This is a genomic window from Natrialba sp. SSL1, assembly GCF_001861355.1.
Taxonomy (GTDB): Archaea; Halobacteriota; Halobacteria; order Halobacteriales; family Natrialbaceae; genus Natrialba.
This window is the reverse complement of the sequence record NZ_MASN01000041.1, coordinates 47,248-69,590: the sequence shown is the minus strand read 5'-3', so window position 1 is coordinate 69,590 and position 22,343 is coordinate 47,248. Positions and strand designations below refer to the sequence as shown.

Annotated in this window: 24 protein-coding genes; 12 read left to right on the top strand and 12 right to left on the bottom strand. The window is 63.6% G+C overall.

From position 1 onward, the window contains the following. Positions 1–80: 80 nt before the first annotated feature. Positions 81–1,250 (top strand): 7,8-didemethyl-8-hydroxy-5-deazariboflavin synthase subunit CofG, encoded by a 1,170-nt coding sequence (cofG, locus tag BBD46_RS15750; protein WP_071402641.1) that lies wholly within the window; start codon positions 81–83, stop codon positions 1,248–1,250. 328 nt (positions 1,251–1,578) lie between these two features. Here cofG and BBD46_RS22280 read toward each other — a convergent pair whose 3' ends face one another. Both BBD46_RS22280 and cofH read right to left on the bottom strand, forming a co-directional pair. After that, positions 1,579–1,971, bottom strand: a complete 393-nt coding sequence (locus tag BBD46_RS22280) for a hypothetical protein (protein WP_139173642.1) — start codon at positions 1,969–1,971, stop codon at positions 1,579–1,581. 61 nt (positions 1,972–2,032) lie between these two features. Then, the gene (gene cofH / locus BBD46_RS15740) at positions 2,033–3,412 is read right to left on the bottom strand and encodes a 7,8-didemethyl-8-hydroxy-5-deazariboflavin synthase subunit CofH (RefSeq protein WP_071402640.1); all 1,380 of its coding nucleotides are present in this window, start codon (positions 3,410–3,412) and stop codon (positions 2,033–2,035) included. A 101-nt stretch (positions 3,413–3,513) separates the two neighbouring features. On the opposite strand from cofH, the gene BBD46_RS15735 reads away from it, so the two are divergent. After that, entirely contained in the window at positions 3,514–4,779 is a 1,266-nt protein-coding gene (locus BBD46_RS15735) for a PQQ-binding-like beta-propeller repeat protein (RefSeq protein WP_394326834.1), read from the top strand. A gap of 25 nt (positions 4,780–4,804) precedes the next feature. Here the strand turns inward: BBD46_RS15735 and BBD46_RS15730 are convergent, their stop codons facing one another. Then, positions 4,805–7,441: a methyl-accepting chemotaxis protein gene (locus BBD46_RS15730; protein ID WP_071402639.1), complete on the bottom strand. Its 2,637-nt coding sequence runs from the start codon at positions 7,439–7,441 to the stop codon at positions 4,805–4,807. 228 nt (positions 7,442–7,669) lie between these two features. Here BBD46_RS15730 and BBD46_RS15725 point away from each other — a divergent pair, with 228 nt between their 5' ends. Both BBD46_RS15725 and BBD46_RS15720 read left to right on the top strand, forming a co-directional pair. Beyond that, positions 7,670–8,689, top strand: coding sequence for a phosphoribosylaminoimidazolesuccinocarboxamide synthase (locus tag BBD46_RS15725; protein ID WP_071402716.1), 1,020 nt, complete (start codon positions 7,670–7,672; stop codon positions 8,687–8,689). A gap of 147 nt (positions 8,690–8,836) precedes the next feature. Then, the gene (locus tag BBD46_RS15720; RefSeq protein WP_071402638.1) at positions 8,837–9,040 is read left to right on the top strand and encodes a hypothetical protein; all 204 of its coding nucleotides are present in this window, start codon (positions 8,837–8,839) and stop codon (positions 9,038–9,040) included. 83 nt (positions 9,041–9,123) lie between these two features. Here the strand turns inward: BBD46_RS15720 and BBD46_RS15715 are convergent, their stop codons facing one another. Then, positions 9,124–10,437: an acetamidase/formamidase family protein gene (locus BBD46_RS15715; RefSeq protein ID WP_071402637.1), complete on the bottom strand. Its 1,314-nt coding sequence runs from the start codon at positions 10,435–10,437 to the stop codon at positions 9,124–9,126. 164 nt (positions 10,438–10,601) lie between these two features. On the opposite strand from BBD46_RS15715, the gene BBD46_RS15710 reads away from it, so the two are divergent. Continuing rightward, the gene (locus BBD46_RS15710; RefSeq protein WP_071402636.1) at positions 10,602–11,015 is read left to right on the top strand and encodes a DUF2267 domain-containing protein; all 414 of its coding nucleotides are present in this window, start codon (positions 10,602–10,604) and stop codon (positions 11,013–11,015) included. A gap of 79 nt (positions 11,016–11,094) precedes the next feature. On the opposite strand, the gene BBD46_RS22725 is transcribed toward BBD46_RS15710, so the two are convergent. The 5 genes from BBD46_RS22725 to BBD46_RS15690 all read right to left on the bottom strand — a co-directional run bounded on the left by BBD46_RS22725 (position 11,095) and on the right by BBD46_RS15690 (position 14,824). After that, positions 11,095–11,268 carry a DUF7556 family protein gene (locus BBD46_RS22725; protein WP_171908221.1) on the bottom strand — a complete coding sequence of 58 codons (174 nt, stop codon included), beginning with the start codon at positions 11,266–11,268 and terminating at the stop codon, positions 11,095–11,097. A 209-nt stretch (positions 11,269–11,477) separates the two neighbouring features. Further along, entirely contained in the window at positions 11,478–12,428 is a 951-nt protein-coding gene (locus BBD46_RS15705; RefSeq protein ID WP_071402635.1) for a formyltetrahydrofolate deformylase, read from the bottom strand. Positions 12,429–12,644: 216 nt separating this feature from the next. Next, complete coding sequence (locus BBD46_RS15700; protein WP_394326833.1) at positions 12,645–12,878, bottom strand: hypothetical protein; 234 nt, start codon at positions 12,876–12,878, stop codon at positions 12,645–12,647. Positions 12,879–13,051: 173 nt separating this feature from the next. Further along, complete coding sequence (locus BBD46_RS15695; protein WP_071402634.1) at positions 13,052–13,405, bottom strand: DUF7511 domain-containing protein; 354 nt, start codon at positions 13,403–13,405, stop codon at positions 13,052–13,054. Positions 13,406–13,435: 30 nt separating this feature from the next. Then, the gene (locus tag BBD46_RS15690) at positions 13,436–14,824 is read right to left on the bottom strand and encodes a GTP-binding protein (protein WP_071402633.1); all 1,389 of its coding nucleotides are present in this window, start codon (positions 14,822–14,824) and stop codon (positions 13,436–13,438) included. A 389-nt stretch (positions 14,825–15,213) separates the two neighbouring features. On the opposite strand from BBD46_RS15690, the gene BBD46_RS15685 reads away from it, so the two are divergent. After that, positions 15,214–16,524 (top strand): polysaccharide deacetylase family protein, encoded by a 1,311-nt coding sequence (locus BBD46_RS15685; RefSeq protein ID WP_071402632.1) that lies wholly within the window; start codon positions 15,214–15,216, stop codon positions 16,522–16,524. Between the two features lie 20 nt (positions 16,525–16,544). Here BBD46_RS15685 and BBD46_RS15680 read toward each other — a convergent pair whose 3' ends face one another. Then, the gene (locus BBD46_RS15680) at positions 16,545–17,051 is read right to left on the bottom strand and encodes an SHOCT domain-containing protein (RefSeq protein ID WP_171908220.1); all 507 of its coding nucleotides are present in this window, start codon (positions 17,049–17,051) and stop codon (positions 16,545–16,547) included. Positions 17,052–17,221: 170 nt separating this feature from the next. Between BBD46_RS15680 and BBD46_RS15675 the strand changes: the two genes are divergently transcribed. The 5 genes from BBD46_RS15675 (at position 17,222) to BBD46_RS15655 (ending at position 20,451) form a co-directional block, all read left to right on the top strand. Then, the gene (locus BBD46_RS15675; protein WP_071402631.1) at positions 17,222–18,517 is read left to right on the top strand and encodes an FAD/NAD(P)-binding protein; all 1,296 of its coding nucleotides are present in this window, start codon (positions 17,222–17,224) and stop codon (positions 18,515–18,517) included. 24 nt (positions 18,518–18,541) lie between these two features. Further along, positions 18,542–18,913, top strand: a complete 372-nt coding sequence (locus BBD46_RS15670) for a rhodanese-like domain-containing protein (RefSeq protein ID WP_071402630.1) — start codon at positions 18,542–18,544, stop codon at positions 18,911–18,913. Between the two features lie 99 nt (positions 18,914–19,012). After that, positions 19,013–19,264, top strand: coding sequence for a phosphoribosylformylglycinamidine synthase subunit PurS (gene purS / locus BBD46_RS15665; RefSeq protein ID WP_004215112.1), 252 nt, complete (start codon positions 19,013–19,015; stop codon positions 19,262–19,264). 59 nt (positions 19,265–19,323) lie between these two features. Next, the gene (purQ, locus tag BBD46_RS15660; protein WP_071402713.1) at positions 19,324–20,004 is read left to right on the top strand and encodes a phosphoribosylformylglycinamidine synthase I; all 681 of its coding nucleotides are present in this window, start codon (positions 19,324–19,326) and stop codon (positions 20,002–20,004) included. Positions 20,005–20,049: 45 nt separating this feature from the next. Continuing rightward, entirely contained in the window at positions 20,050–20,451 is a 402-nt protein-coding gene (locus BBD46_RS15655) for a VOC family protein (RefSeq protein ID WP_071402629.1), read from the top strand. Positions 20,452–20,482: 31 nt separating this feature from the next. Here BBD46_RS15655 and BBD46_RS15650 read toward each other — a convergent pair whose 3' ends face one another. Then, positions 20,483–21,583, bottom strand: a complete 1,101-nt coding sequence (locus BBD46_RS15650) for an archaeosine biosynthesis radical SAM protein RaSEA (RefSeq protein WP_071402628.1) — start codon at positions 21,581–21,583, stop codon at positions 20,483–20,485. A gap of 99 nt (positions 21,584–21,682) precedes the next feature. Then, positions 21,683–21,871, bottom strand: a complete 189-nt coding sequence (locus BBD46_RS15645) for an HVO_0649 family zinc finger protein (RefSeq protein ID WP_004215107.1) — start codon at positions 21,869–21,871, stop codon at positions 21,683–21,685. A 280-nt stretch (positions 21,872–22,151) separates the two neighbouring features. Here BBD46_RS15645 and BBD46_RS15640 point away from each other — a divergent pair, with 280 nt between their 5' ends. Then, entirely contained in the window at positions 22,152–22,340 is a 189-nt protein-coding gene (locus BBD46_RS15640) for a DUF1328 family protein (protein ID WP_071402627.1), read from the top strand. The last annotated feature ends 3 nt before the right edge of the window (positions 22,341–22,343 follow it).

Sequence of the window (22,343 nt, the reverse complement as noted above, 5' to 3'; positions counted from 1 at the left end):
CTGAGAGAGAACACAGCACGAACAGCGCACCGCCAACCGAAGTGAAATCCTTTACCCCTGGCCCACCTCACGTCGAGACGATGATTCCCGGCGCGAGCGAGTACGGTGTCGAGCTGTCGATCGATGAGTACGCAGTCCAAGATCTGCTGTCGGTCCAGCCTGACGACGTCGACTCGCCGTCCGAGCTCACGTTCGCGCGAAACGTCTTCGTCCCGCTGACGACCGCGTGTCGCTACACCTGCACCTACTGCACCTACTTCGACGCACCCGGACAGGCCTCTCTGCTCTCACTCGAGGAGGTCCGCGACATCTGCGAACGCGGCGCTGACGCCGGCTGCACGGAAGCTCTCTTCACCTTCGGCGACGACCCCGACGACCGCTACACCGAGATTCACGACCAGCTCGCAGAGTGGGGCTACGACTCCATCCACGACTACCTGCGGGCCGCCTGCGAGGTCGCACTCGAGACGGGTCTGCTTCCACACGCCAATCCCGGCGACCAGACGCGCGAGCAGATGGCAACCGTCGCCGATGTCAACGCCAGTATGGGCGTGATGCTCGAGACGACGGCCGAGGTCGACGCCCACGCGGGGCCGCGTCGGAAGGAACCCGGCCAGCGTCTGCGCACGCTCCAGAACGCGGGCGAACTCGACGTGGCGTTCACGACCGGTATTCTCGTCGGCATCGGCGAGGACTGGCGCGACCGCGCGGAGAGCTTGCTCGCGATTCGAGAGCTTCACGACCGGTACGACCACATTCAGGAGGTAATCGTCCAACCCGTGACGAACAACGAGCGCTGGACCGACGGCTCGCCCGGTCTGGAAACCATGCGCCGCGTGACGGCGATGGCACGGGCAGCCCTCCCCGAGGAGGTCTCAGTACAGGTGCCGCCGAACCTGACCGCCGCCGGCGACCTCGTCGACTGCGGCGTCGACGACCTCGGCGGCGTCTCACCCGTGACGGACGACCACATCAACCCGAACTACAGCTGGCCAGCGCTGCGGGAACTCGAGTCGATCGCGAACGACGCGGGGCTTCCACTTCGTGAGCGGTTGCCGGTGTATCAGCGATTCCTCGAGAGCGAGTTGCGGACCGAGACGTTCGACGGGACGCCCGCCGCGGACGGGGAGTGGATCTCATCACGGATTCGGGCGGCGCTGACGGCAGACGACGCCGCTGGCGAGCGGTACCGGGCGGTTCTCGACGGAACCGTGGAGATCGACTCCGTGGCAACGAACTCATCGTCGTAACCGAACGGCAGGGACGCTGGACGGCTGGACGGCTGACGTGGCTGGTACGAGGAGAGTACAGGGGGAGGCTGTGTGTCGAGCGGTGACCGACAGCTGGGCGGTACTGGACACCGAAGAGAGAGGGCTTCTATCCAACGGGTAACACAGAGCCAACGACCCGCCACCACAACGGTCGTCGCTTCGTATCCCCGTCGGATATCGATGACTCGGAACGCTGGTATAAAAGACCCCGCCGGCCGTTTTCCAGTCCTGAAACTCCGCTCCTGACTAAAACTCGACGATCACTATAATTGAACTCCTCCGCTGTTCGAACTGAAACGTTTGGCAGTTAGATGATCCGGTACCGGTCCGCCCGCTGGCACTCGAGTACCGCTTCCTCGCGAAGCTTCACGATCCGGCCCGTCGGCTGGGGGTCGACGACCGCGCTCGCGTCAACGGACTCGAGTGTTCCCAGGAGTTGTGCGCTCGGTGGTTGTTGGGCGGCGCCGCAGTCGTAGATTGTGAGGAGGCCGCGGCTGTCGCTGTCACTGCCGTCGACACTATCACTAACACTGTTATTGCCGTCGATACTATTACTGACACTGTCACTATCGTTCTCGGCGGCAACCGATTCCTCACTGCCAGCAACGTGGTCACGCTCGTAGACGACGATGTGGGCGTGCTGGGGGAGTCGCCAGGTGTCGTCGCCGTCGCCGTCGTCAGTCGGAACGAGGTGGTTCATACTCGCCGAAACGGGAGACGTGGTCAAAAAGCCATCTGGGAGGTCGCTACAGGTCAGCAGTTCAGTCGTCCGCCGAGAGACGGCGTTCGTCGGTCGTGAGCAGCGGCGTTCCATCTGCCTTCGGGCCGAGTTCGGGGCCGAACGGTGGCTTTTCGTGCTCGGGGTCGATCACGCGACGCGTCTCATAGTCCGTCGAGCGCTCGACCGGCACGCGGCCGATGGAGGAGATCATCTCGACGTACTCGCCGACCGAGCGGAACTCGCCGTAACCGCCACCGGCGCGCTTGGTAATCTCCTCGGAGAGAATCGTCCCCATGAAGTCGTCGGCTCCACACGAGAGCATCTTCAGGCCCTGCTCGTCGCCGTACTTGACCCAGGACGACTGGATGTGTTCGATATTGTCCAGAAAGAGCCGTGAAACGGCGATCATCAGTTCGTCCTCATCGGTGCTTGCACCGCCAGTGACCACGTCGTGTTCGAACAGCGGCGTGTTCTGGTGGATGAACGAGAGCGGGACGAACTCCGTAATTGCACCGTCGACGCGCTCTTGCAGGTCCCGAACGCGTTTCAGGTGCATCGCGCGGTGGGCCTCGTTCTCGACGTGGCCGTACATGATCGTCGCCGTGAGGCCGAGCCCGACGTTCGCGGCGGCTTCCATCGCCTCGAGCCAGCCGTCCGTCGTGATCTTTCCGGGGCAGATCACGTCTCGCACCTCGTCGACGAGAATTTCGGCGGCCGTGCCGGGAACCGTGTCGAGACCGGCGTCTTTGAGTCGGCTGTAGACCTCCTCGTAGGACCAGTCGGTGCCGCGGCGGGCGTGGTACCCCTCCTCCGGCGTCATCGAGTGGACGTGGACGTCGTCGACGCTCATCGCCGAGAGCTGTTCGGCGTAGGTGCCGGGATCGGTCGCGTAGCGCTCGGGCGGCTTGTAGTTGACCTCCTTCGGATTCGGGTGCGCGTCGAGAATCTCGAGGTGCTCCTCGTCGAGCGCGAACGCGGGGTGGAGCCCAGAGACGGAGGTCACCTCGTAGATGCCGCGGTTGACGGCACCGGCGACGGCCTCGCGCGACTCCGCGGGTGTCTTCGTAAAGCCCGCCGTCTCGACGTCCGCGCCGCGTTCGAACGTGTGCGCGGCGTCTTTGAAGTTGCAGAACAGACAGCCCACGTTACAGGCCGTCGTCACGTTGTTGTTCAGGTTCGCGACGAAGGTAACCTCCTCGCCGACGACCTCCGCACGGCGTCTGTCAGCCGTTTCGAGTACCTGCTCCTTTCGCGCCCGGTCGATCCCGTCACTGTCCGACCCTGTGGTGAGCAACTCGATCGCGTCGTCGACGGTGAGTCGCTCGCCCGCACGTGCCTTCGCGAGCGCGTTCTCGAACGACTGGTCGGTTTCGGGAACGTGCTCGAACGTTAGATCCGCCTCGGTTACCGGACGCTCCATCGGCGTATCAATACCGGCACAGTGAGAAAAACGTGGTGGAACGCGGGGTATGTTGGCGGTACTGTGCTAGTTCTGTTCCACAAACTATTCAACGAACTGAACTGACAACGGCGTATGGTCTCCCGCAGTCGACGGCGACTCCTCGGCGCGATGGCACGGGTGCAGCGCTCGCAGGAGGCGGCTACTGGCTCTCTCGACACCGCGGGCTGGACTGCCCGGACCAACTCGAGTCGACACACGAGTTCACGGCGGACCCCAGCGTCTGGTCGCCGCCGGTTCTGGACGATAGAACGCTCTTCGTCGGTGCCGGCTTCGGAATCACCAGAATGAGCTCCGGAACGCGACCGTTTCGGCTACTCGCACTCGAGTCCACCGGCGAGCCGAAGTGGGTCCTTCGACGCGAACTCGGCGGCGGGTTCGGCATTCCGAAGCCGACCGACGACCACGTCTTCGTCTCGACCGGCGCGAACAGGCTGTTCGCACTCGAGCGCGAGACCGGGCGCGTCGAGTGGACGTTTGACGCCGGCAACGAGCGAACCGGGCGCATGGGTGTGGCGACAGTCGCACACGACGGCCTCGTCGTCATCTCGACCACCCAGCCCGACGCGGACGCCTTCGAGGGCTCGACATCGAACTACGTGCTCGGCGTGTCGGCGGCCGACGGGGAACTCGAGTGGGCAGTCCCCATTGCCGGCACGGTGTCGAGCGGTCTCGCGGTTATAGACGGGACGGTCGTGGCCGTCGCGCAGAACGGAACTGCGATCGGAATCAACCCCGAGACGGGCGAGGAACAGTGGGAGATCGACCTGGACGGGAGTGTCGACTGGTCCACTACACTGACCCCGCTCGCCGGTGAGGCACTGGTCCCGCGCGAGGACGGGACGGTGCTCACGCTCGCGACGACGACCGGCGAAATAACTGGACGACACACTGACCGGGCAACGGAAGAATACGATGCCGACGAGGAGCGCGCACGCGAGAGCGACGACGGAGCAGTTGTCCGCGCGGTGCACAGGAACGAGGATGCGCTATTCGTCGGTGATCGCACCGGTGGCGTAACTGCGTACGATGCGGACGGGAACCTCACTGAACAGTGGCGATACGAGGGTGATACGCGGATCGCTGCACTCGAGACGGTAACTGACCGCGTCGCCGTCCTCGACCAGCGCGGCGTCTACGCCGAACTCGACCGGGAGACGGGATCGGTTCACCGCAAGTTCCTCCTCGCGAACGGCAGGTCCGACGACCGCTGTGGACTCGATCCGTCGAACGACCGACTCAACGGACTCGCCGTAACGCGGCGGCAGATCGTCACGAGCGGCAGGCTGTACGGCACATCACGATACCAGCGACCGTCGGATAGGTGAGTGGGGTTGACGTCTGGTCAGACGCTCAGTCCTCACTCGTGTCGATTGCGTCGGTCGGGTCGTCGTATTTGAGGAGCTGTTCTGTTTGCTCCGTTCGCTCCATTTGCTCCGGTTTCCCTGCTTGCTCCGCTTCCCTCATCTCAGACAGGGAGTCGTCGCCAGCAGGAGCGCCAGTCGCTGCGGTATCCGCAGCGCCAGCATCCACCTCGAAGACAGCCAGCGACCCGCGCAGTTCGTCGGCCATCTCGGTGAGCGACTGCGCACCGGCAGTGACCTCCGAGACGGTCGCGGCCTGCTCCTCCGCTGCGGCGGCGACGGTCTCGGTCTCGTCGCGTGTGTCCTCGCTGATTTCGGTCGCCTCGTCGACCATCGTCACGACGCGCTCGCTGGCGCGGGCCTGTTCGTCGGTCGCGTCGTTGATCGACTGAATGCTGTCGTTCGCCGTCTCGACCTGTTCGGTAATCTCGTCGATGGCTTCGATGCCGTCCTCGACGACAGCACTGCCCTCCTCGACGCGGTCGCGCATCCGTTCGATCTCCGTCACCGTCTCCTCGACGGACTGCTTTACGCTCGTAATTCGTTCGTCGACCTCCCGGGTCGCCTCGCCGGTCTCCTCCGCGAGGGACTTGACTTCGTCCGCGACGACCGCGAAGCCGTCTCCCTCGTTGCCGGCCGCTGCGGCCTCGATGGAGGCGTTGAGTGCGAGTAAGTTCGTCTGGCCCGCGATATCGTCGATCAGGTCGACGATCTCGCTGATCTCGCCCATCTCGGCGTCGAGCTGCTCGACCTGCTCGGTGATCGCGTCCGCGCGGCGCTCGAGTTCGGCCATCTCCGACTGGATCTCGTCGGTCGCCTCGCTCGCCTCCGTGGCGCTGTCTGCCGCCTGATTGGAGACGTTTGCGACGTCGTCGGCCGTCGAAGCAATTTCCTCGACCGTCGCCGAGAGCTCGTTCATCTCGCCGTAGACATCCTGGAAGCGCTCGCTCTGGTCCGCCGCGGCAGTTGCAATCTCCTCCGAGGAGCGACTCACCTCGCCGCTCGCGCGTTCGATTTCCTCGACGCGCGTGGTTACGTCCGCACTTACGTCGTCGACCTCCTCGGCCAACTCCTGAATGTCGACGATCGTCCGTTCGAGTTGATCGAGCATCTCGTTGAACGAGGTTGCAATCTCTGCGAGCGCCTCGTTGTCCACGTCCTCGTCGAGGCGCTGCGTGAAGTCGCCGTCCGCTGCTGCGGTCATGATGCTGCCGAACTCGACTGCCTTCTGCTCGAGTCGGTCGGCCATCTCCTCGGCCTGGCGCTGGGCCTCGGCGGCCTCCTCCTTCGACGCCTCGGCTGCCGCGCGGGAGTCCTCGATGTCCTCGATGTACGTCTCCAGATCGTGGCGCATCGCCTCGAGTGAGTCACCCAGTTCGCCGGGCACGTCCGTCTCGAGTACCGGGTCGTCGAACTCCTGGTCGGCGACGGCGGTCGACTGCGCGGCCGCCGTCTCGAGGTACTGGCGAATGTCCTCGAACGAGTTCCTGACGCGACCGACTTCGTCGATCCGGCCGTTGTCGCTGACCGTAACGTCGGTGTCGCCGTTCGACAGGGCGGTGGCTCGTTCGTCCAGATCCTCGAGTGCATTCGCGGTCGAGCGGCCGATGGTCGCCCCGATGACGAGGAAGCCGCTCAACGCGATTGCGATGAGGATGATCAACGAGTTCGCGACGGTGTCGGCGACGTCGTAGGCCTCTGACGCCGGCGCGTGTGTGACGAGCGCCCAGTCGGTGTTCGGAATCTGTGCGTACCCGATGACTTCGTCGTACTCGTCGTCCTCGGTGACGCCGGCCCGGTAGGTCGTAATCTCGGTGATGATCGCCTCGCCTTCACCGTCGCGATACTCCGAAAACATCGCCGTTTCATCCGGTGCGAGAACGACACCGCCCTCCGAATCTATCGCCTGCGTGTAGCCGCCGTCGACCGGCGTCGAGAAGTCGTTTGCGAGCACGGAGACTTCGGCGGTGATCATCACGAGCCGTGTCGTGTCGTCCGCGTGCGCGTCGTCCTCGCCCGCCGCGTCGCTCGGCTCCGCGACCGGACTCAAGAAGGAGATGACGGGCACGCCATCTTGCTCGTACGTGTCCGTATAGCTCGAGTCGAACTCCTGGTCGACCAGCCGTTCGTAGCTGAGTTCAGAAATACTGCTCCCGCCGCTGCGTCGCTCCTGGCGCACGTTCGTCTCCAGATCGAGCGTCGTCAGATCCGTGCCGACGGCGCTCTCGTCCGTACTCTGTTGAATCGTATCGTCTTCGACGTAACTCACCGAGTGGACGTCGTCCGAGGCGTGCTCGAGTTCGGACTCGAGTACGGCCGAGATCTCGTCGTCATCACCGGCGGCGATGGCCGGGTATGCAGAGAGCATCCGGACCTGCTGTTCGTTCTGTCCGATCCAGGTGCTGACCTCCGCCGCCTGGTCGTCAGCCGACTGCTCGATGTCCGACATGACGTCGCTCGTCATCTCGTTTGAGATGCCGGCGTGGAAGAAGACGGCAACGGCGACAGTCAGGAAGAAGACCGCAAGGACGACCACGCTGAACTTCGCGACGTAGCTCCGACGAATCCGATCCGGGATCAGATTCACAATCGGTTCCGATAGGTTCTCCGTCCGCACTGATTTCATTTCCTGAACGTGGCTGCTACCACGGAAAAGTGTTTGTGGCCCATCATGCGCAACAGTACCACGAGTTAATGACACGCAGAGACAAGGTGCAGGATGCAGCGACAAGCGAACAGGTTGGCGCTGGGGCGCTCACTGGCCAACCGATACTGAAACCTTCTTGACCCACGCCCGCGGCATCTGAGGTATGGACGACGGTGACCGGTTCCGTACCAGCGTGAGGTGGCGAACGTGACGAGCGTCAAGGAGTTCCAGATCGACGAGGAAGCGACCGAAACCGACCTCGGTCGCGGCCTCTTCGTCTTCACCGACGACTACTCCGTCTTCGACTGGGGGAAGATGCCCGACCAGATCGCCGAAAAGGGCGCAAGTCTCTGTACCATGGGCGCGTACAACTTCGAGCTACTCGAGTCCGAAGGCGTCGCGACCCACTACCGCGGCGTCATCGAGGACGGTGAAGTCATCCGACTCGCGGACGCCTCCCGCCCACCCTGGCAGATGGCGATCGACCTGACGCAGGTTCCCGACCTCCCAAACGAGGGGCGAGACTACGACTACGACCACTACCACGAGGTTGCCGGCCACAATTATCTGATCCCGCTCGAGATCATCTTCCGCAACGAGGTGCCGATTGGGTCGAGTCTACGCAGCCGAACCGATCCCGAAGACCACGGACTCGACTTCGAAAGCTGGCCGGAGGGAGCGGTCGATCTCGACGAGCCGATCGTCGAGTTCTCCACGAAGTACGAGGAGGGAGATCGCTACCTCGATCGGGAGGAAGCGGATTCGATCGCCGGTCGAGCCGATATCGACGTGCTCGCGGACCTCGCCCGAGAGGTCAACCGGATCATCACGGAACAGGCCGAGTCGGCCGGACTGACTCACCAGGACGGCAAGATCGAGTGTCTCTACTACGACGGCGAGGTCCGTGTTGCAGACGTCGTCGGTACGTTCGACGAGAATCGCTTCAGCTACGAGGGAACACAGCTCTCGAAGGAAGTCCTGCGCCAGCACCACAAGCGCACGCAGCCGGAGTGGGTGCAGGCGGTCAAGGCCGCGAAGGCCGAGGCGAAACAGGAGAACGTCGCGAACTGGAAGTCGCTGTGTGATCGCGATCCACAGCCGCTCGACGAGGACGTGCTAACTACTGCCCGGAACATGTACTGTGCGGGGGCCAACGCCTACACCGGCCAGGAACTGTTCGACGCGCCGCCGCTCTCGTCGGCGATCGGCGCTGTTCAGCGCCTGTAAGCACAGCCACGTTTCAGATCGTTCCCGGACGCACGTTGCGGAGTTGTTTTGCTGTGCACCGACGGTCACCCGAACTGGTTCGATTCCCGACTCGATGCAGACAGTAATCCTCATATGCGCCGAGTAACGAGGAGTTACTGAGCGCACATGACGTTTGCCACGAGCGTCGCATCAAGTATCGCCCCGTTTGACCCAATGTACGGTATCACTATCGTCGCGAGCGTGATGCTCGCCGTCTTCGTCGTCGCGATGGTGTCCCTCGCACTCGCCCCGGTCGTCTCCGGTGACTCGTCGGAAACTGCCCCACACGGTGGCCCCGCACTCGAGACGAACGCCAACGAAGCCGACTAACACACTGTCGCCGACTTGGTCGTCTTCTCGCCGATTTCTCGGTCCGGCCCGGTTCCAGAGCCAAGAGCGGAACCGATCCGGTATCAGCCATCCAGATCGTACTGTTCACGCACCAGCGGTGCGAGCCCCTGTTCTTCGAGCCGATCCATCGGAGCGAGCATGTCGAGCTGGACGACACCCGGCAGCCGTCCGATCTGAACGCCGCCGGTGAACGTACACCGCCCGCGGACTTCGCCCTCGGTCATGTCGAGCAGCGTGCCGGCTCGGTCGAACGCGTTCTCGGTTGCGTCGTTGATCGTCGCGCCGCTTCCGATGACCTGGATCGGACCCATATCGTCCGCGAGATCGACGCCGTGGGCGGCGGCGAGTTCGCGACCGGTCGCCAGTTCGTCGTCGCTGTAGGGTTTGCTGATGAACGGCAGATCTTCCTCGTTCGGCAGGAGGATCGGCCCGTCGATGTCGAGTCCCTTGATGACCTCGATGTCCATCGTCACAGTCCCGCTCACGTCGGTCGTATGCAGTGAGAGTTCGCCGTCGCCCTGGTTCGCGTGCAGATCACCGACGTAGACGCCCGCGCCGTCGACTTTCACGGGACAGATGAGCGTCGCACCGGCGCGCACGTCGGAGATATCCATGTGGCCATCGGTCCGCTTCTCGAGTTCGGCCTCGCTCTCGAGTCCCCAGTCGTGGTCGGCACCGAGCAGGAACTGGCCGAAGTCGCCGGCGTTGTGCGAGTCGGGGAGTTCGACCGGCGGCGTGGTCCCGACGTTGCCGATGAAGGGGCGCAGACGGCCGAGTGTGCCGGGCATCTCCGAGGGTTCGTACAGCAAGATTGGGTGCTGACGCGAGTTCTCGGGGATGTCCATCACGTCCTCGGCGTCTGTGGCGAGTTCGTGAGCACCGGCCTCGTCCATAGTGACGCCGACAGTACGGTCCTCGTCGAAGACGACGGTGTAGCCGTACTCGAACCCGAACGCGGAGGCGTTCGCGCCGCACTCCGCACAGCGAATCGCGTCCTCGCCGGTCCCCTCGACGACCGACTCGGGCCACTCGGTGCCACACTCGGGACAGCGGTGGTCGACGAACGGGTCGTCCCCGAACGCACCCTCGCGCTCGCGCATTGTCCCCGTGCTCGTCGCGAGACTCGTCACCTCGATGTCCCGGATGGTTAGTGCGACGGCGTCACCGACTTCGGCGTTCTCGACGCGGATCGGTCGTGTGACCTCGTGCCCGCCGCGGAACTCGGGCGTGATCATCGGCCCCCAGCACGCCGGCGGCGTGTACGTCTCGATCGTTCCGCCGTCGGCGACAGTGCCCGCCCACTCCTGGTCCGGCCCAACGAGGCCGCGCGTGTACTGATCCACGACAATCGTCTCTCTCACTTCGTGTTGTGCCATACCAACCCATAGTACGAGAGTACCGACGATAAACGTACAGTAGCACATGTTCCCAGGTGCACACGCGGTGTGTCTCACATCGGATGAACGCCACTAACACGACCCCAGAGCGCCTTGCACCTGAGTGCCCAACCCAGATACTCCTGTCTCGTGAACGCCCAGCCATGCAACTCGATGAGTTCTACGGCCACGTTCAGGAACGCAGCCACCTCGACACCAGAGACCGAACCGAAACCGCAACCGCGGCCGTCCTCGACACCCTCGGCGAAACCCTGACCCAGGGGCAAGCCGAAGATGTCGCCCGCCAACTCCCGCCTGAACTCGGCGACCGCCTGGCAGACGCAACCCACGACGGTGCAGGCTACGACCGGGACGACTTCACGAACCGGGTCAGCGAGCGACTCCAAGAGGATGACCCCGAGTCCGACGACGTAGCGCGCTATATCGAGGCCGTAACGGACGCAATCGCGGCCTCGCTCACGATGGGCGAACGAGAGAATCTGACCGCACAGTTGGACGCGGAGCTCCAGCCGTTGTTCGAAGGCGTCACTGTCGATCACGACGAGCGGGAGCAGTGACGTGAAAACTACCGCCAACCGGCTCCAGTACTACCAGCAGCACGACTGCATCGCGGCGGCACAATTGGTTCCCAACGGATTATCGCCACCGCTCGAGTTCGGCGGCGCTCGACGGTGTCGCCGAAAGCCACGCGTCGTCACGAGCGATATCGGCGACGATGAACTGCGTCTCGCCGTCGATTTCGTCAACCGCGGCGACCACGTCGGAGTCAGTTCCCATCTGCCGATCGAGTGGCTCCGTTCTGGGAGTCATGTTTGTATATCTTTCCGTGCGGGTGATGAACGTTTCGGATATAGACGAATAACTACCCGTTCGAAAACGATATGCGACGATCGTGCGACAATTGAGAACTAATTCACTCGGTTCCGAAACAGTGGCATCCGTGCCAGTGATACGCGACCCACAGACCGCGTCCGTTCACCTGCTAGTACTCGAGTACGGAGGCCGAAGTGGGTTCGATATCAGCCGTCGTCTGCGACGACGCTTCCAATGCCGTCGACCGGCCGGTCGGGCGACACCTCGTCGATTTCCGTGGGGAGGCCGAGCTGGTAGCCGGTGCCGTTTTCCCGAACCGTCGTTCGGCCGCGGTGGACGGAGACGTCGCCGTTGAGGTGGAGCTTGACCGCCTCGAGGAGCGCGTCCGCCTCGAGTGGCTGGCCTCGGCGTTTCATGTCGTCGACGTCGGCGTCGTCCGGCACGTCGAACGCGCGCTGGGTGATGATCGGCCCCTGGTCGAGGTCGGTCGTCACGTAGTGGGCGGTCACGCCGGCGACGCGAACGCCTTCCTCGACGGCCTGTCGGTACGCTTCGGCACCGGGGAACGCCGGCAGCAGCGACGGGTGGACGTTGATGATGCGGTCCTCGTAGCGGAAGACGACGTTCGGACTCAGGATGCGCATGTAGCGGGCGAGCACGATGAGGTCGGCGTCGTACTCCGCCAGGACTTCGAGCAGGCGTTCCTCGTTCTGTTGGCCCTTCTCGTCGCCGATGTCGTGGAACGGGACGCCGTAGTGTTCGGCCAACGGCTGGAGGTCGTCGTGGTTGCCGATGACGACGCCGATGTCGGCACCGAGTTCGTCGTTCGCCCAGGCCTCGAACAGCGCCTCGAGACAGTGGCTCTCCTTCGTTCCGAGGACGGCGATCTGCTGGGTCTCCCGGTCAGCCGGGAACCGAACCTGCACGTCGAGGCTGAGATCCTCGCCGAGTTCGTGCAGATCCTCGCGAAGTGTCTCCTCGGTACAGACCATTTCCGAGGTGTCGACGGCGAGGTACATCCGGAAGACGCCGTCGCGAACCGCCTGATCGAGGTCTTCGATGTTGATCCCGCGCTCGAACAGGAGGCTCGTTACACGGGCAACGAGCCCGGTGTCGTCGTCTCCGATCACCGTAATTTCAGTCACGTCTGTCGTCATCGTGGCCACCTCCGCTCGAGCGTTCGTCGGGTCGTCAACATCTGCAGTAGCATCAAGTATCAGTACGCACCTCAGTCTATGGGCGGCTAAAAGTCCTGCTTTCCGCGCCGCCACTGAGAGTGAATCGATACCACTGCTGTCCGAACGTGGCCCCCTCGGCGGCAGCAGCAGCCACAACAGCAACCACAACCGCAATCGCAACCGCAACAACAGCACCTACGCCAACACAGCCGCTCGCCGCCGCAACGACCGCTCGATCGTCGTCTCCTCGGCGAGCGACTCGAGTTCGGTCGTCGCGTGACAGTCAGCCAGGTACTCGAGTGCCTGCCGGCGGAACTCGCCCCGGAGGCCGCCGGTGCGGACGATGACGCCGAGGGCGGTTCGGTCGTCGCTGGCGGCGAGTTCGGCGAGTGCGTCGTATCGCTGCTGGTCGCTGACGGCGGTTTTCATTACGGTTTGGAAGTGAGTGGACATGGTGATAGTGTTGGTGTTGGTTTGAGTGTGATGGTGTTCTCGTTGCCAGTTGTCGTGTGAGTCATGATGAGGCGGGTGGTGGATGCGAGTGAGTGTGAGCCGATAGTAGGCACGTTCGGTGAGCGTCACGGCTGCAACGATCTGGTTCGCTACCGACACTCCTCGCGTGAGACGAAGGCGTCGCCGACAGCCCTGATCCAGGTGTCCCGGGCCGTACTCGCATTGAATTCGGAGTAGATGGTGCAGACGGCACGACCCTGGTCGGTTTGGTCGACGTATGCCTGATAACACGGGGAGACATCGGTCTCCTCGTGTAGTTGTTCCTCGCAGCGTTTCGCCTCGCGTAGTTCATCCCGGCCGGAGCCGTGCTCTCCACCTGCGCTCCCGCCGGCAGCGGACGGCGATTGCGTCGGTGACGAGGTCGGTGGCGACGGCGGTGACGACGATGGCGATGATGACGACGACTGTGCGTCAGCCTGTCTCTCTGAATCGTGATCTGTCACTGGGTGTACCCTCGTTCAGTTCGCACTTCGTCAATCCGCAATGCCAATCTCCTCTGCATCTCCGGCAGCGCTCGACACCGACTCATCTTCGGCTCGCTCGGCCTCCTGTTCGTCCGCTGGAGCGTCGTCCGGTGACGCCCCGTCTTCCGCCGGCACCTCGAACGTCGGGAAGCGATCCTCGTACGTTGGATTGTCAGCAGCCAGTTCCACGTCCGTGAGCAGACAGTCCTCGAGATCCGCACGAACCGCCTCGTGATCCATCTCTGCGCCGATCAACACCAGCCGGGTGTGTCGGTCACCCCATCGCTCGTGCCACGTGGACTCGAGTTCCGGATTCGATTCGAGCCGTTCCTGGCGCTCGGCCGCTGGGAGGGAGTCGATCCACTGTCCACCAGGAGCGACCCGAATAGACTGTCCGGCGACGTTGACCGTGAGGGCCTCGTCCTCGCGGCTCACCTGTCGCTTCGCTCCCGTTTCCGTCGTCGAGGCTCCGCTTTGGTCATCCTCGCCGCTGGCGAGCCAGAAGTGCCCCTTCGCCCGAACGACCGAATCGGGGAACCGATCGAGCAGGTCGGCGAACCGTTCGGGATGGAACGGCCGGCGTGCCTCGAAAACGAACGAGGTGATGCCGTGTTCTTCCTCGGCGGACTGGTGGGGTTCCTGGAGCTCCTGAATCCACCCTGCGGAGTGACGGGCCGCCTCGAAGTCGAACCGGTCGGTCTCGACGAGGTCGTCGGGCTCGATGCGGCCGTGTTCCGCTCGGATGAGTTTCGCGCGCGGCTGGAGTACGCCGAGCGTCTGCTCGATCTGGGAGAGCGTCTCATCGTCTACGAGGTCGCACTTGTTGAGTACGAGCACGTCACAGAACTCGACCTGCTCGATGAGGAGATCGCCGAGGTGTTTCTCGGTGCCATCGTCGTCGAGGCGCTCGTCCGACTCCATCGCGGTCTGGAACTGGTGGGCGTCGACGACCGTAACGGTCGTATCGAGGTGGCAGTTCTCGAGCGGCTCGATGCCGGTTTCCTCGTAGAACTCGGTCGGATCGAGATCCGACTGGTCGAAGCCGAGCGTCAGGGTCTGGGCGACCGGCAGCGGTTCGGCGACGCCGGTCGACTCGACGACGAGCGCGTCGAACTTGCGGCCCTGCGAGTTGCGAGTGAGTTCGCCGACAGCATCGAGCAAGTCGCCGCGCAACTCACAGCAGATACAGCCGTTCGAGAGTTCGACGAGTTCCTCGTCCTCGTCCGCGATGTCCGAGGATTCGGCGACCTGTTCGGCGTCGACGTTGACCTCGCCCATGTCGTTGACGAGCACGGCGAGGTCCCGGTCGCTCTCGTGTAAGAGGTGGTTCAGCACGGTCGTCTTGCCCGCGCCGAGCGTTCCGGACAGTACCGTGACGGGGATCGAATCGTCCATCAGTTAACAACATTATATGGACACCAATAGTAGTTATTATCTTAGGACTCTGTATTATTAACATTGTTGCAGGTAGTCCGGGTCAGTGACCACTGCCACTGCACGGCAGCCGGCCGAACCAGTTCGGCCGGCGAGAGCGATAGGTGGTGACTAGTGAACGTTCGTCACGCGAACGGCGACGATGCTCCGAGTTCGCTGCTACTCGAGTACGTTCCCCGTGGAGAGGGAACGAGACGGCGATAGCGGCCGCAGGACCGACATCTGAACATCGGTCGTCGCGCCCTCCTCGCTCGACCCGGTTACTGGTGCGCACCGCCGGGATACAGCCGTGCACGGTCGGGATACGTCGCACATAACAATCGACCGACCCAGGATGTACGTTCGATGAACCGATGGACCGACGAGCGTATCTCGCAACGAGTGCAGCGACCGTTTTTGCCGGGTGTACGGAACTCAGCGGAGCAGACGAACCGGACGCCAGCGGTGACCGCGACGGCAGCGAATCGACCGATGGCGGTGAATCGACCGACGACGACGGATCAACCGACGGCACTACCGACGACCCCGACGGATCTGACCAGCAGGACGACTACCCGGAGTTGGCCGGGTCGTTCGACGATTTCGAGGATCTCGACGAGTGGTGGGAGTGGCAGGATATCGGCTTTCTCGAGGCTGACAGGAGCCGTTCGTACGACGGAACGCAGTGTGCGCTCCTGACATCATCGCCGGAGTCGGAAGGCCAAGTCCGGATCCGCCGCCGACTGGACGAACCTATCGACGTCCGGAATGTCGCCCCTGGACTCGCTCTGGCCACCGACACGGACCAGGGAGTGGTACGCATCCAGTTGCAGGACGAGGACGCCCACTACCTCGAGTACAGCACGCAGTTTCCGGGCGGGACGTCGCTCACGCACGACAACTTCGGGGTCACCCGCGTGCGCGGCGATCCCGACCTGAGCGAGGTCGTCGTCCTCCAGGTCATCCGCTGGTTCGGCGGCGACGCCGAGGGCCGACAGTGGGTCGACGACTTCCACTTCGTTCCCAAACCGGAGCGGGGGAAAGTGCTGCTCCAGTTGCACGGCGGCTACGAGGAACACTACACCGACGCGCTGTCGCGCGTCTCCTCGGCCGATATCCCGGCGGCCGCGTTCGTCCCGCCCGAGCGACTCCGCGGCGGGGAGTCAGCCGAGGAGGACCGCCTCACGCGCGAACAGGTCGGCGAACTCGCCGACGAAGGGTGGACGATCGGCGTTCAGTCCGCCGCTGGCCGGCACCTCGAGGCCGCCGACGCGGACCGTGTGGAAGCGGCCGTCGTCGACCCCGTTGACTGGCTCGCCGACGAAGGGTACGACGACGTGGGCCGCTTCTTTGCGTATCCCTACTCCCAGTACTCCGAGGCCGCGTCCGAACTCGTCCGGGAGAACTACGATCTCGCGTTCGCGGGGCGCTCGTCCGCCCAGGGATTCGCGAGGAACCCACACCGGTGCTCGGTGCTCGCCAACCCGACCCCCGAGGAGGCGACGGCGGCGCTCGAACGAACGGTCCGGTGGAACGGGATCACGACGTTCGCGTTCCACCGACTCTCGAGTCGGGACGCACGGGCAGGGTTCGAAGCGGCGCTCTCCCGGATCGAGGCGCACGCGGCGGCGGGCGAGCTGGACGTGATTACGCCCGCGGAGATGGCCGACGAGTACGTCTACTGAAGCGGATCGTTGTACGTTCCTCACTCGGTCGACCGCTCGAGTTCGGAACTCGAGTGATCCTCGATGTTCGAGCGCCTATTATCGTGTCCGCGTGCACGGCCATTCCCATGTCCACGTCCACTATCGTCCTCAAACGGTTCGCCGGCATCGTCGCCCGCGAGGTATCGCTCGGCGTCGCTGAGAGAACCGGTTTCGAGGAGTAACTCGAGTCGACGCTCGAACTCGGCGTCGGAGAGGTCGCCGTCAGCGTACCTGACCCGGAGCCGTTCGAGGGCGTCTTCGGGTTCGTCGGAGACATCGGTCTCGTCATCACTGGAAGTGCCCGACTCGGACGCGGGTGCGGGTGCAGTGAGTGACGATGTGAGGTCACGGAGCAGGTCACCGCCGAAGATGAGAACCATAATCCCGAGAACGACTGCGACCGACGAGTCGATCACCACGAGCGCGACGAACGCCGCAAGCAGTGCAACGAGAAGGAACGCAACTGCTATCTGTGACGACCGGCCCGTAGCCTGCGGTTCGCTCATGTATTCCTGTTCGCAATCCAATAGTAAAATTCCCACCGTTCGCGTGGCGGCTCCGTCCACCCTGGACAACGGCACAGTTTTCTGTAGATGATTAGCAACCAAGTCACCATACTATACCAGGAGTTAACAACCCATTGGTTTAAAATAATAACATCGCGTAGCAGCGGTCCATGAACAAGTGCGTCATCGTCGGCGGCGGTATCCACGGCACCTACTGCTGCCAGCGGCTCCTCGACGATACCGACCTCACGCGCGATGATCTCTGTATCGTCGATCCACACGAGCAGCTACTCGAGTCGTTCCGACAGAAGGCTCGGGCTTGTGACATGGAGGCACTGCGATCGACGTTCGTCCACCACGTCGGGACCGATCCGTTCGGCCTGGAGAGTTTTGCGGAGGCGCGCGACCGGGAAGACGAACTCCTCCCGCGGCCGAGCTATCCGCGCCGGCCGTCGCTGTCGCTCTTCCTCGACTACGCCGAATTCGTCATCGATCGGACAGGGATCGACGACCTCCACCAACAGGCGACCGTCACGTCGATCCGCCGCGACGGCTCGAGCGGACCGCTCGTTGTCGAGACCACTGATCGGGCGGGCCGAACCAGTTCGATCCGCACCAGAACGTGCGTCCTCGCGATCGGTCCCGGCGACCGCTATCGGCGGCCGTCGTGGGCCGACGGCGTCGAATCGATAACGCACGTCTGGGACGACGACTTCGACCCCGCTCGAGCCAGAGACGAACAGGGGAAGACAATCGTGGTCGGCGGTGGCGTCACCGCAGCCCAGCTCGCGCGCTGTCTCGCCGAGCACGATGGTGAACCTGCTTCCAGGACCACCGAGAGCGCCGATACCACACTCCTTTCGCGACACGACCTCGAGACGGCCGCCATCGAAGCCGACCCACACTGGATCAACTGGAACCACATCGAACGTCAGCTCCACCGCCATCCACCCGGCTCGAAGGCGCGATACGACACGATTCAGGCCGCGCGAAACGACGGAACAGTCCCACCAACGGTAGCCGACCAACTCGAGTCGGCCGTCGATGCGGGCTCGCTGCAACGCCGACAGGGAACAGTTCGCTCCGCTCGAACAGCCGAGGGACGCGTACGGCTGTTGCTGGCCGACGGTGGCTGTCTCACCGGCGACCGCGTCGTGCTCGCAACCGGCTTCGAACCGGTGTTCGACCACCCCTTCGTCGACCGGCTTGCACGGGAACTCGAACTCGAGTGCGGTCACCGCGGCCTCCCGGTCCTGGACGACGAAACGCTCGCCTGGATGCAAACTGATGGCTCCAAATCCGCACTTTTCGCCACCGGCGCGCTGGCGGCGGGAACCGTTGGCTCGTTCGCAGCGAACATCGCCGGTGCCCGACGGGCGGCAGACCGGTTGACCGCGTCGGTACCGTCAGCTGCCGAGAGCGCCAGCAGCGGGGCACATACGGAAGCTGCGATCCACACCGTTTAGTACGCCCACATAGTATTGTGTTTTATGAACAAGATCGGTCCACCGGAGTTGGACGACCGACTCTCTACCGGAGCATCACCATACATCCTCGATATTCGACCTCGAAAATCGTACCAGCGCAGCCACATCGACGGCAGCCAGAACGTTCCTGTCTACAACGACCTGCGCCGCGGGGACGACGCCGAACTCCGCCAGTCGCTGTCACAGATTCCGGCAGACGAACCCGTCGTCACGGTCTGCAAAGCCGGCGTCGTCGCACGGAAGGCGACAACCGTACTCGAGGAGGAGGGCTACGAGGCAGTCACGCTCGCCGGCGGGATGCGACGCTGGAGCGGCTACCAGAACGGATCGCTCGGGTATCGTCTCGCCTCGTTCGTCCGGCGCGCGCTTCCGTGACCATCCCGTCGGCTGGCTCTCTGGCGGACCCTATGCACGAATGTGTATCACGGACCAAAGCCGAAAGCGTTTTTGAGCACGGTTACGGGGTTTCAGGTGATGACCGCCTACACCGCGACGGTGACGGTTCGACTCAAACACGGCGTCCTCGATCCCGAGGCCGAAACCACGAAACAGGCCCTCGAACGGCTCGGCTTCGAACTCGACTCGCTGCGCTCGGCCGACCGCTTCGAGATCGATCTCGAGGCGGACTCGAGCGAGGCTGCGCGCGAGCGTGCAGACGAGATGGCAGAGCGACTGCTCGCGAATCCGACTATCCACGATTACGACGTGGAGGTCGACGAACGGTAGATGACCGTTTCAATCACACTGATCGAAACCGCCGGTCACACCACCGAGGGGTGTCGACTGTGACGGTTTCGATCATCAGATTCGGCGGCTCGAACTGCGACCGCGACGCCGAGCGCGCGCTCGCTCACCTCGACATCGACGCCGAAATCGTCTGGCACGAGGACGGTCTCCCGGCAGACACGTCGGGCATCGTCCTCCCCGGCGGCTTCTCCTACGGCGACTACCTCCGCGCCGGCGCGATGGCGGCTCGCTCACCGATCATGGCAGAGGTCCGGGAAGCCGCTGCCGACGGCACGCCCGTCCTCGGCGTCTGCAACGGCGCGCAGGTCGGCTGCGAGTCCGGCCTCACCGACGGCGCGTTCACGACCAACGAGAGCGCGCGTTTCCAGTGTGAGCACGTCTATCTCCGCGTCGAACGAGACGACACACTCTGGACCGCTGCCTACGACGAGGGCGACGTCATCGAGATCCCGATTGCCCACGGCGAAGGGCGCTACGAGATCAGCGAGGACCGACTCGCCGAACTCGAGGACGACGACCGCGTGCTCTTTCGGTACTGCGACGAGGACGGTAAACCGAGCGCCGAGGCGAACCCGAACGGCTCGAAGCACAACGTCGCGGGTATTCTCGGCGACCGCGAGACCGTCGCCGTGTTGATGCCCCACCCCGAGCGCGCGACGCTCCCGGACGTCGGGCCGACGGACGGGCAGGGCGTGCTGCGCGGCTTCGAATCGGCCTGACAGACGAGGTACCATTATCACCGCGGACGACGTTGGGCCGTCCGTATGGGCCCGAAAATCACGCTCGTTACGCTCGGAGTCTCGAATATCGAGGACTCGATCCAGTTTTACCGGGACGGACTCGGGTTCCCGATTCGCGAGCGCGACCCGGACGACGATATTGCGTTCTTCCCACTCGAGGGAACGTGGTTGGCCATCTACCCGCGCGATCGTCTCGCCGAAGATGCCACCGTTTCGGACGATGGGAACGGGTTTTCCGGCGTTACGCTGGCACACAACGTCTCCTCGAAGACGGACGTAGATACGATTCTGGAACGAGCGGAAGACGCCGGTGGACAGGTGGTGAAGTTAGCACAAGAGGTCTTCTGGGGCGGCTATTCGGGTTATTTTGCGGACCCCGATGAACACCTCTGGGAAGTCGCGTATCCGCCGCTCACTGCGGAGTGATACAAGACCTATTTTCGAGAAGAACGAGCCGCTATCGAGTCAGCGGCTGGTTAAAACTCCGCTCGCGCTCCATCACGACCTCCCACGTCCGCTCGCACTCACACGAGACCTGCTCGAAGACCGACGGGTCCTGTCGCAGGTCGAAATCCTTGATCGCCTTCTGGACGAGGTCGTCGCACTCCTGGCAGTTGTGCGGCCCGCGGTCGGAGCCGTGACCGACCGGGTCCGAGACGACGATGGCGTCGACATCGGCGGTCTCCTCGAGTACGTGTGCGACAGACCAGAGCCACGGCGGGCGGTAGCCGTCATTGAAGTAGAGGTCGTCGACCATCGTGTAGCGCTGGACGTTACACGGGTTCATCGAGACGGTGTGACAGCCCTCGACGGCGGCACAGCGTTCGACAGAGGAGATCATGTCCTCGACGGCTTCGGACTCCGTGAGGAACGGCGGCTTCATCAGCAGGTAGGCCTTGATGCCGGCGTCTGCTGTATCGTCGGCTTCCTCGTCGGCGGCGGCAGCCTCGGCGCAGGCGTCCTCGAAATCCGCGAAGTCGAAGTACTTGTTCACGCAGTCGTGGCGCACGCGATCCGTGGCCGTCTCGAGTCCGATCGCGACGTCGGTGTCGACGCCGTGCTGGGTGAAGTCGCCAATCTTCTCGCGGTCGACGAAGTCCGGCAGGGATTCGACGACCATGCGCTCGCGGTCGGCGAAGGTGTCGGCGATCGCGCGTCGGGTTTCTGCGCCGACCTCGCGCTCGTCGAGAAAGGAACCGGAGGTGTAGATCTTGATGAGATCGGCGGGTTCGTCGCCATTTTCCGCCTCGTGCTCGAGACAGACGTCGATCTGATTCATCAGTGCTTCGTGGCTGACGCTGCCGCCGTCGACACTCTCGGCGACGTAGCCGCACATCGTACAGCCGCCGGCGCGTGCCCAGCGACAGCCGCCGGTGTTCAGGATGATCGTCAGGCTCTGCTTGACGCCAGTGGGGGTGTTGTCCTCGTCCAGCCAGACGCGGGTCGGCTCGTGGGGGTCGTAGCTCGCCTCCTTGCGCGAGCGGATCTCCCGCATCACTTGATTGTGGGCGTCCATGCCCTTGCCCTGCTCGTAGACCTCGGGCGTGGGTTGACTCATTGGGAGGACAAAGCGGGCCAGCGCCTAAAGCGCCTTCGTCTGGACCTGGGGCCACACACGCCGTAAAACAGAGCCGACCGCGCGACGATGCAGAGCGACTCAGAGCCGCATCTCCCGCGTCTCCACCGCGTCGCAGGACGGACAGACGAATCGGTACTGGACGCGGCTACCCGACGAATTGACCTGCCACCCGCCGCTCTCGTCGTGGAACCCACACTTCCGGCACTCGAGTTCGGCCTCGTCGAACTTCGCCCGAAGTCGGTCGAAGGGGGAGCGGTAGGTAGACATGTGCTATCATAGCACACGTAATCTCTTAACCGTTGGGGTCACTGGTTAGCGGCGAGACTGGTTAGAACGGTTGAAATCGGGGCTCTAGCGGATAATACGGGTGACGGAGATGTGGACACAACATACGTTGATCAATCGTATGTAGCAATACGAAACCGACTCCATCGGTTTGAAACGACCCACGGAACCAGCCCTTACTCGGCTGTAGCCCGTAGTTAGCGTCCCAAACTCTGGTTGACGGTCCTCGGCGTTTATGTGGGGCGGGGTGATAGCCGGCTCCATGCTCGAGTTCGCGCCACCGCTTCAGCTCGCCGGTGATGGATTCCTGTACTGGGCAATCGTCTTCTTCGTCCTCGCAATCATCGCGGCTGCGGTCGGTGCCAGGGGTGTCGCCGGCATCTCGATGGAAATCGCACGGATCTTCGTGCTGGTGTTCATCGTGCTGGCGATCGTCGCGCTCCTCCTGTAGCGC

What these genes read in the sequence shown, in the direction of transcription:
- cofG (WP_071402641.1), top strand. Translation starts at nt 81, where the DNA reads ATGATTCCCGGCGCGAGCGAGTACGGTGTCGAGCTGTCGATCGATGAG.
- BBD46_RS22280 (WP_139173642.1), bottom strand. Translation starts at nt 1,971, where the DNA reads ATGAACCACCTCGTTCCGACTGACGACGGCGACGGCGACGACACCTGG.
- cofH (WP_071402640.1), bottom strand. Translation starts at nt 3,412, where the DNA reads ATGGAGCGTCCGGTAACCGAGGCGGATCTAACGTTCGAGCACGTTCCC.
- BBD46_RS15730 (WP_071402639.1), bottom strand. Translation starts at nt 7,441, where the DNA reads ATGAAATCAGTGCGGACGGAGAACCTATCGGAACCGATTGTGAATCTG.
- BBD46_RS15720 (WP_071402638.1), top strand. Translation starts at nt 8,837, where the DNA reads ATGACGTTTGCCACGAGCGTCGCATCAAGTATCGCCCCGTTTGACCCA.
- BBD46_RS15715 (WP_071402637.1), bottom strand. Translation starts at nt 10,437, where the DNA reads ATGGCACAACACGAAGTGAGAGAGACGATTGTCGTGGATCAGTACACG.
- BBD46_RS15710 (WP_071402636.1), top strand. Translation starts at nt 10,602, where the DNA reads ATGCAACTCGATGAGTTCTACGGCCACGTTCAGGAACGCAGCCACCTC.
- BBD46_RS22725 (WP_171908221.1), bottom strand. Translation starts at nt 11,268, where the DNA reads ATGACTCCCAGAACGGAGCCACTCGATCGGCAGATGGGAACTGACTCC.
- BBD46_RS15705 (WP_071402635.1), bottom strand. Translation starts at nt 12,428, where the DNA reads ATGACGACAGACGTGACTGAAATTACGGTGATCGGAGACGACGACACC.
- BBD46_RS15700 (WP_394326833.1), bottom strand. Translation starts at nt 12,878, where the DNA reads ATGAAAACCGCCGTCAGCGACCAGCAGCGATACGACGCACTCGCCGAA.
- BBD46_RS15685 (WP_071402632.1), top strand. Translation starts at nt 15,214, where the DNA reads ATGGACCGACGAGCGTATCTCGCAACGAGTGCAGCGACCGTTTTTGCC.
- BBD46_RS15680 (WP_171908220.1), bottom strand. Translation starts at nt 17,051, where the DNA reads ATGAGCGAACCGCAGGCTACGGGCCGGTCGTCACAGATAGCAGTTGCG.
- BBD46_RS15675 (WP_071402631.1), top strand. Translation starts at nt 17,222, where the DNA reads ATGAACAAGTGCGTCATCGTCGGCGGCGGTATCCACGGCACCTACTGC.
- BBD46_RS15670 (WP_071402630.1), top strand. Translation starts at nt 18,542, where the DNA reads ATGAACAAGATCGGTCCACCGGAGTTGGACGACCGACTCTCTACCGGA.
- purS (WP_004215112.1), top strand. Translation starts at nt 19,013, where the DNA reads ATGACCGCCTACACCGCGACGGTGACGGTTCGACTCAAACACGGCGTC.
- BBD46_RS15655 (WP_071402629.1), top strand. Translation starts at nt 20,050, where the DNA reads ATGGGCCCGAAAATCACGCTCGTTACGCTCGGAGTCTCGAATATCGAG.
- BBD46_RS15650 (WP_071402628.1), bottom strand. Translation starts at nt 21,583, where the DNA reads ATGAGTCAACCCACGCCCGAGGTCTACGAGCAGGGCAAGGGCATGGAC.
- BBD46_RS15645 (WP_004215107.1), bottom strand. Translation starts at nt 21,871, where the DNA reads ATGTCTACCTACCGCTCCCCCTTCGACCGACTTCGGGCGAAGTTCGAC.
- BBD46_RS15640 (WP_071402627.1), top strand. Translation starts at nt 22,152, where the DNA reads ATGCTCGAGTTCGCGCCACCGCTTCAGCTCGCCGGTGATGGATTCCTG.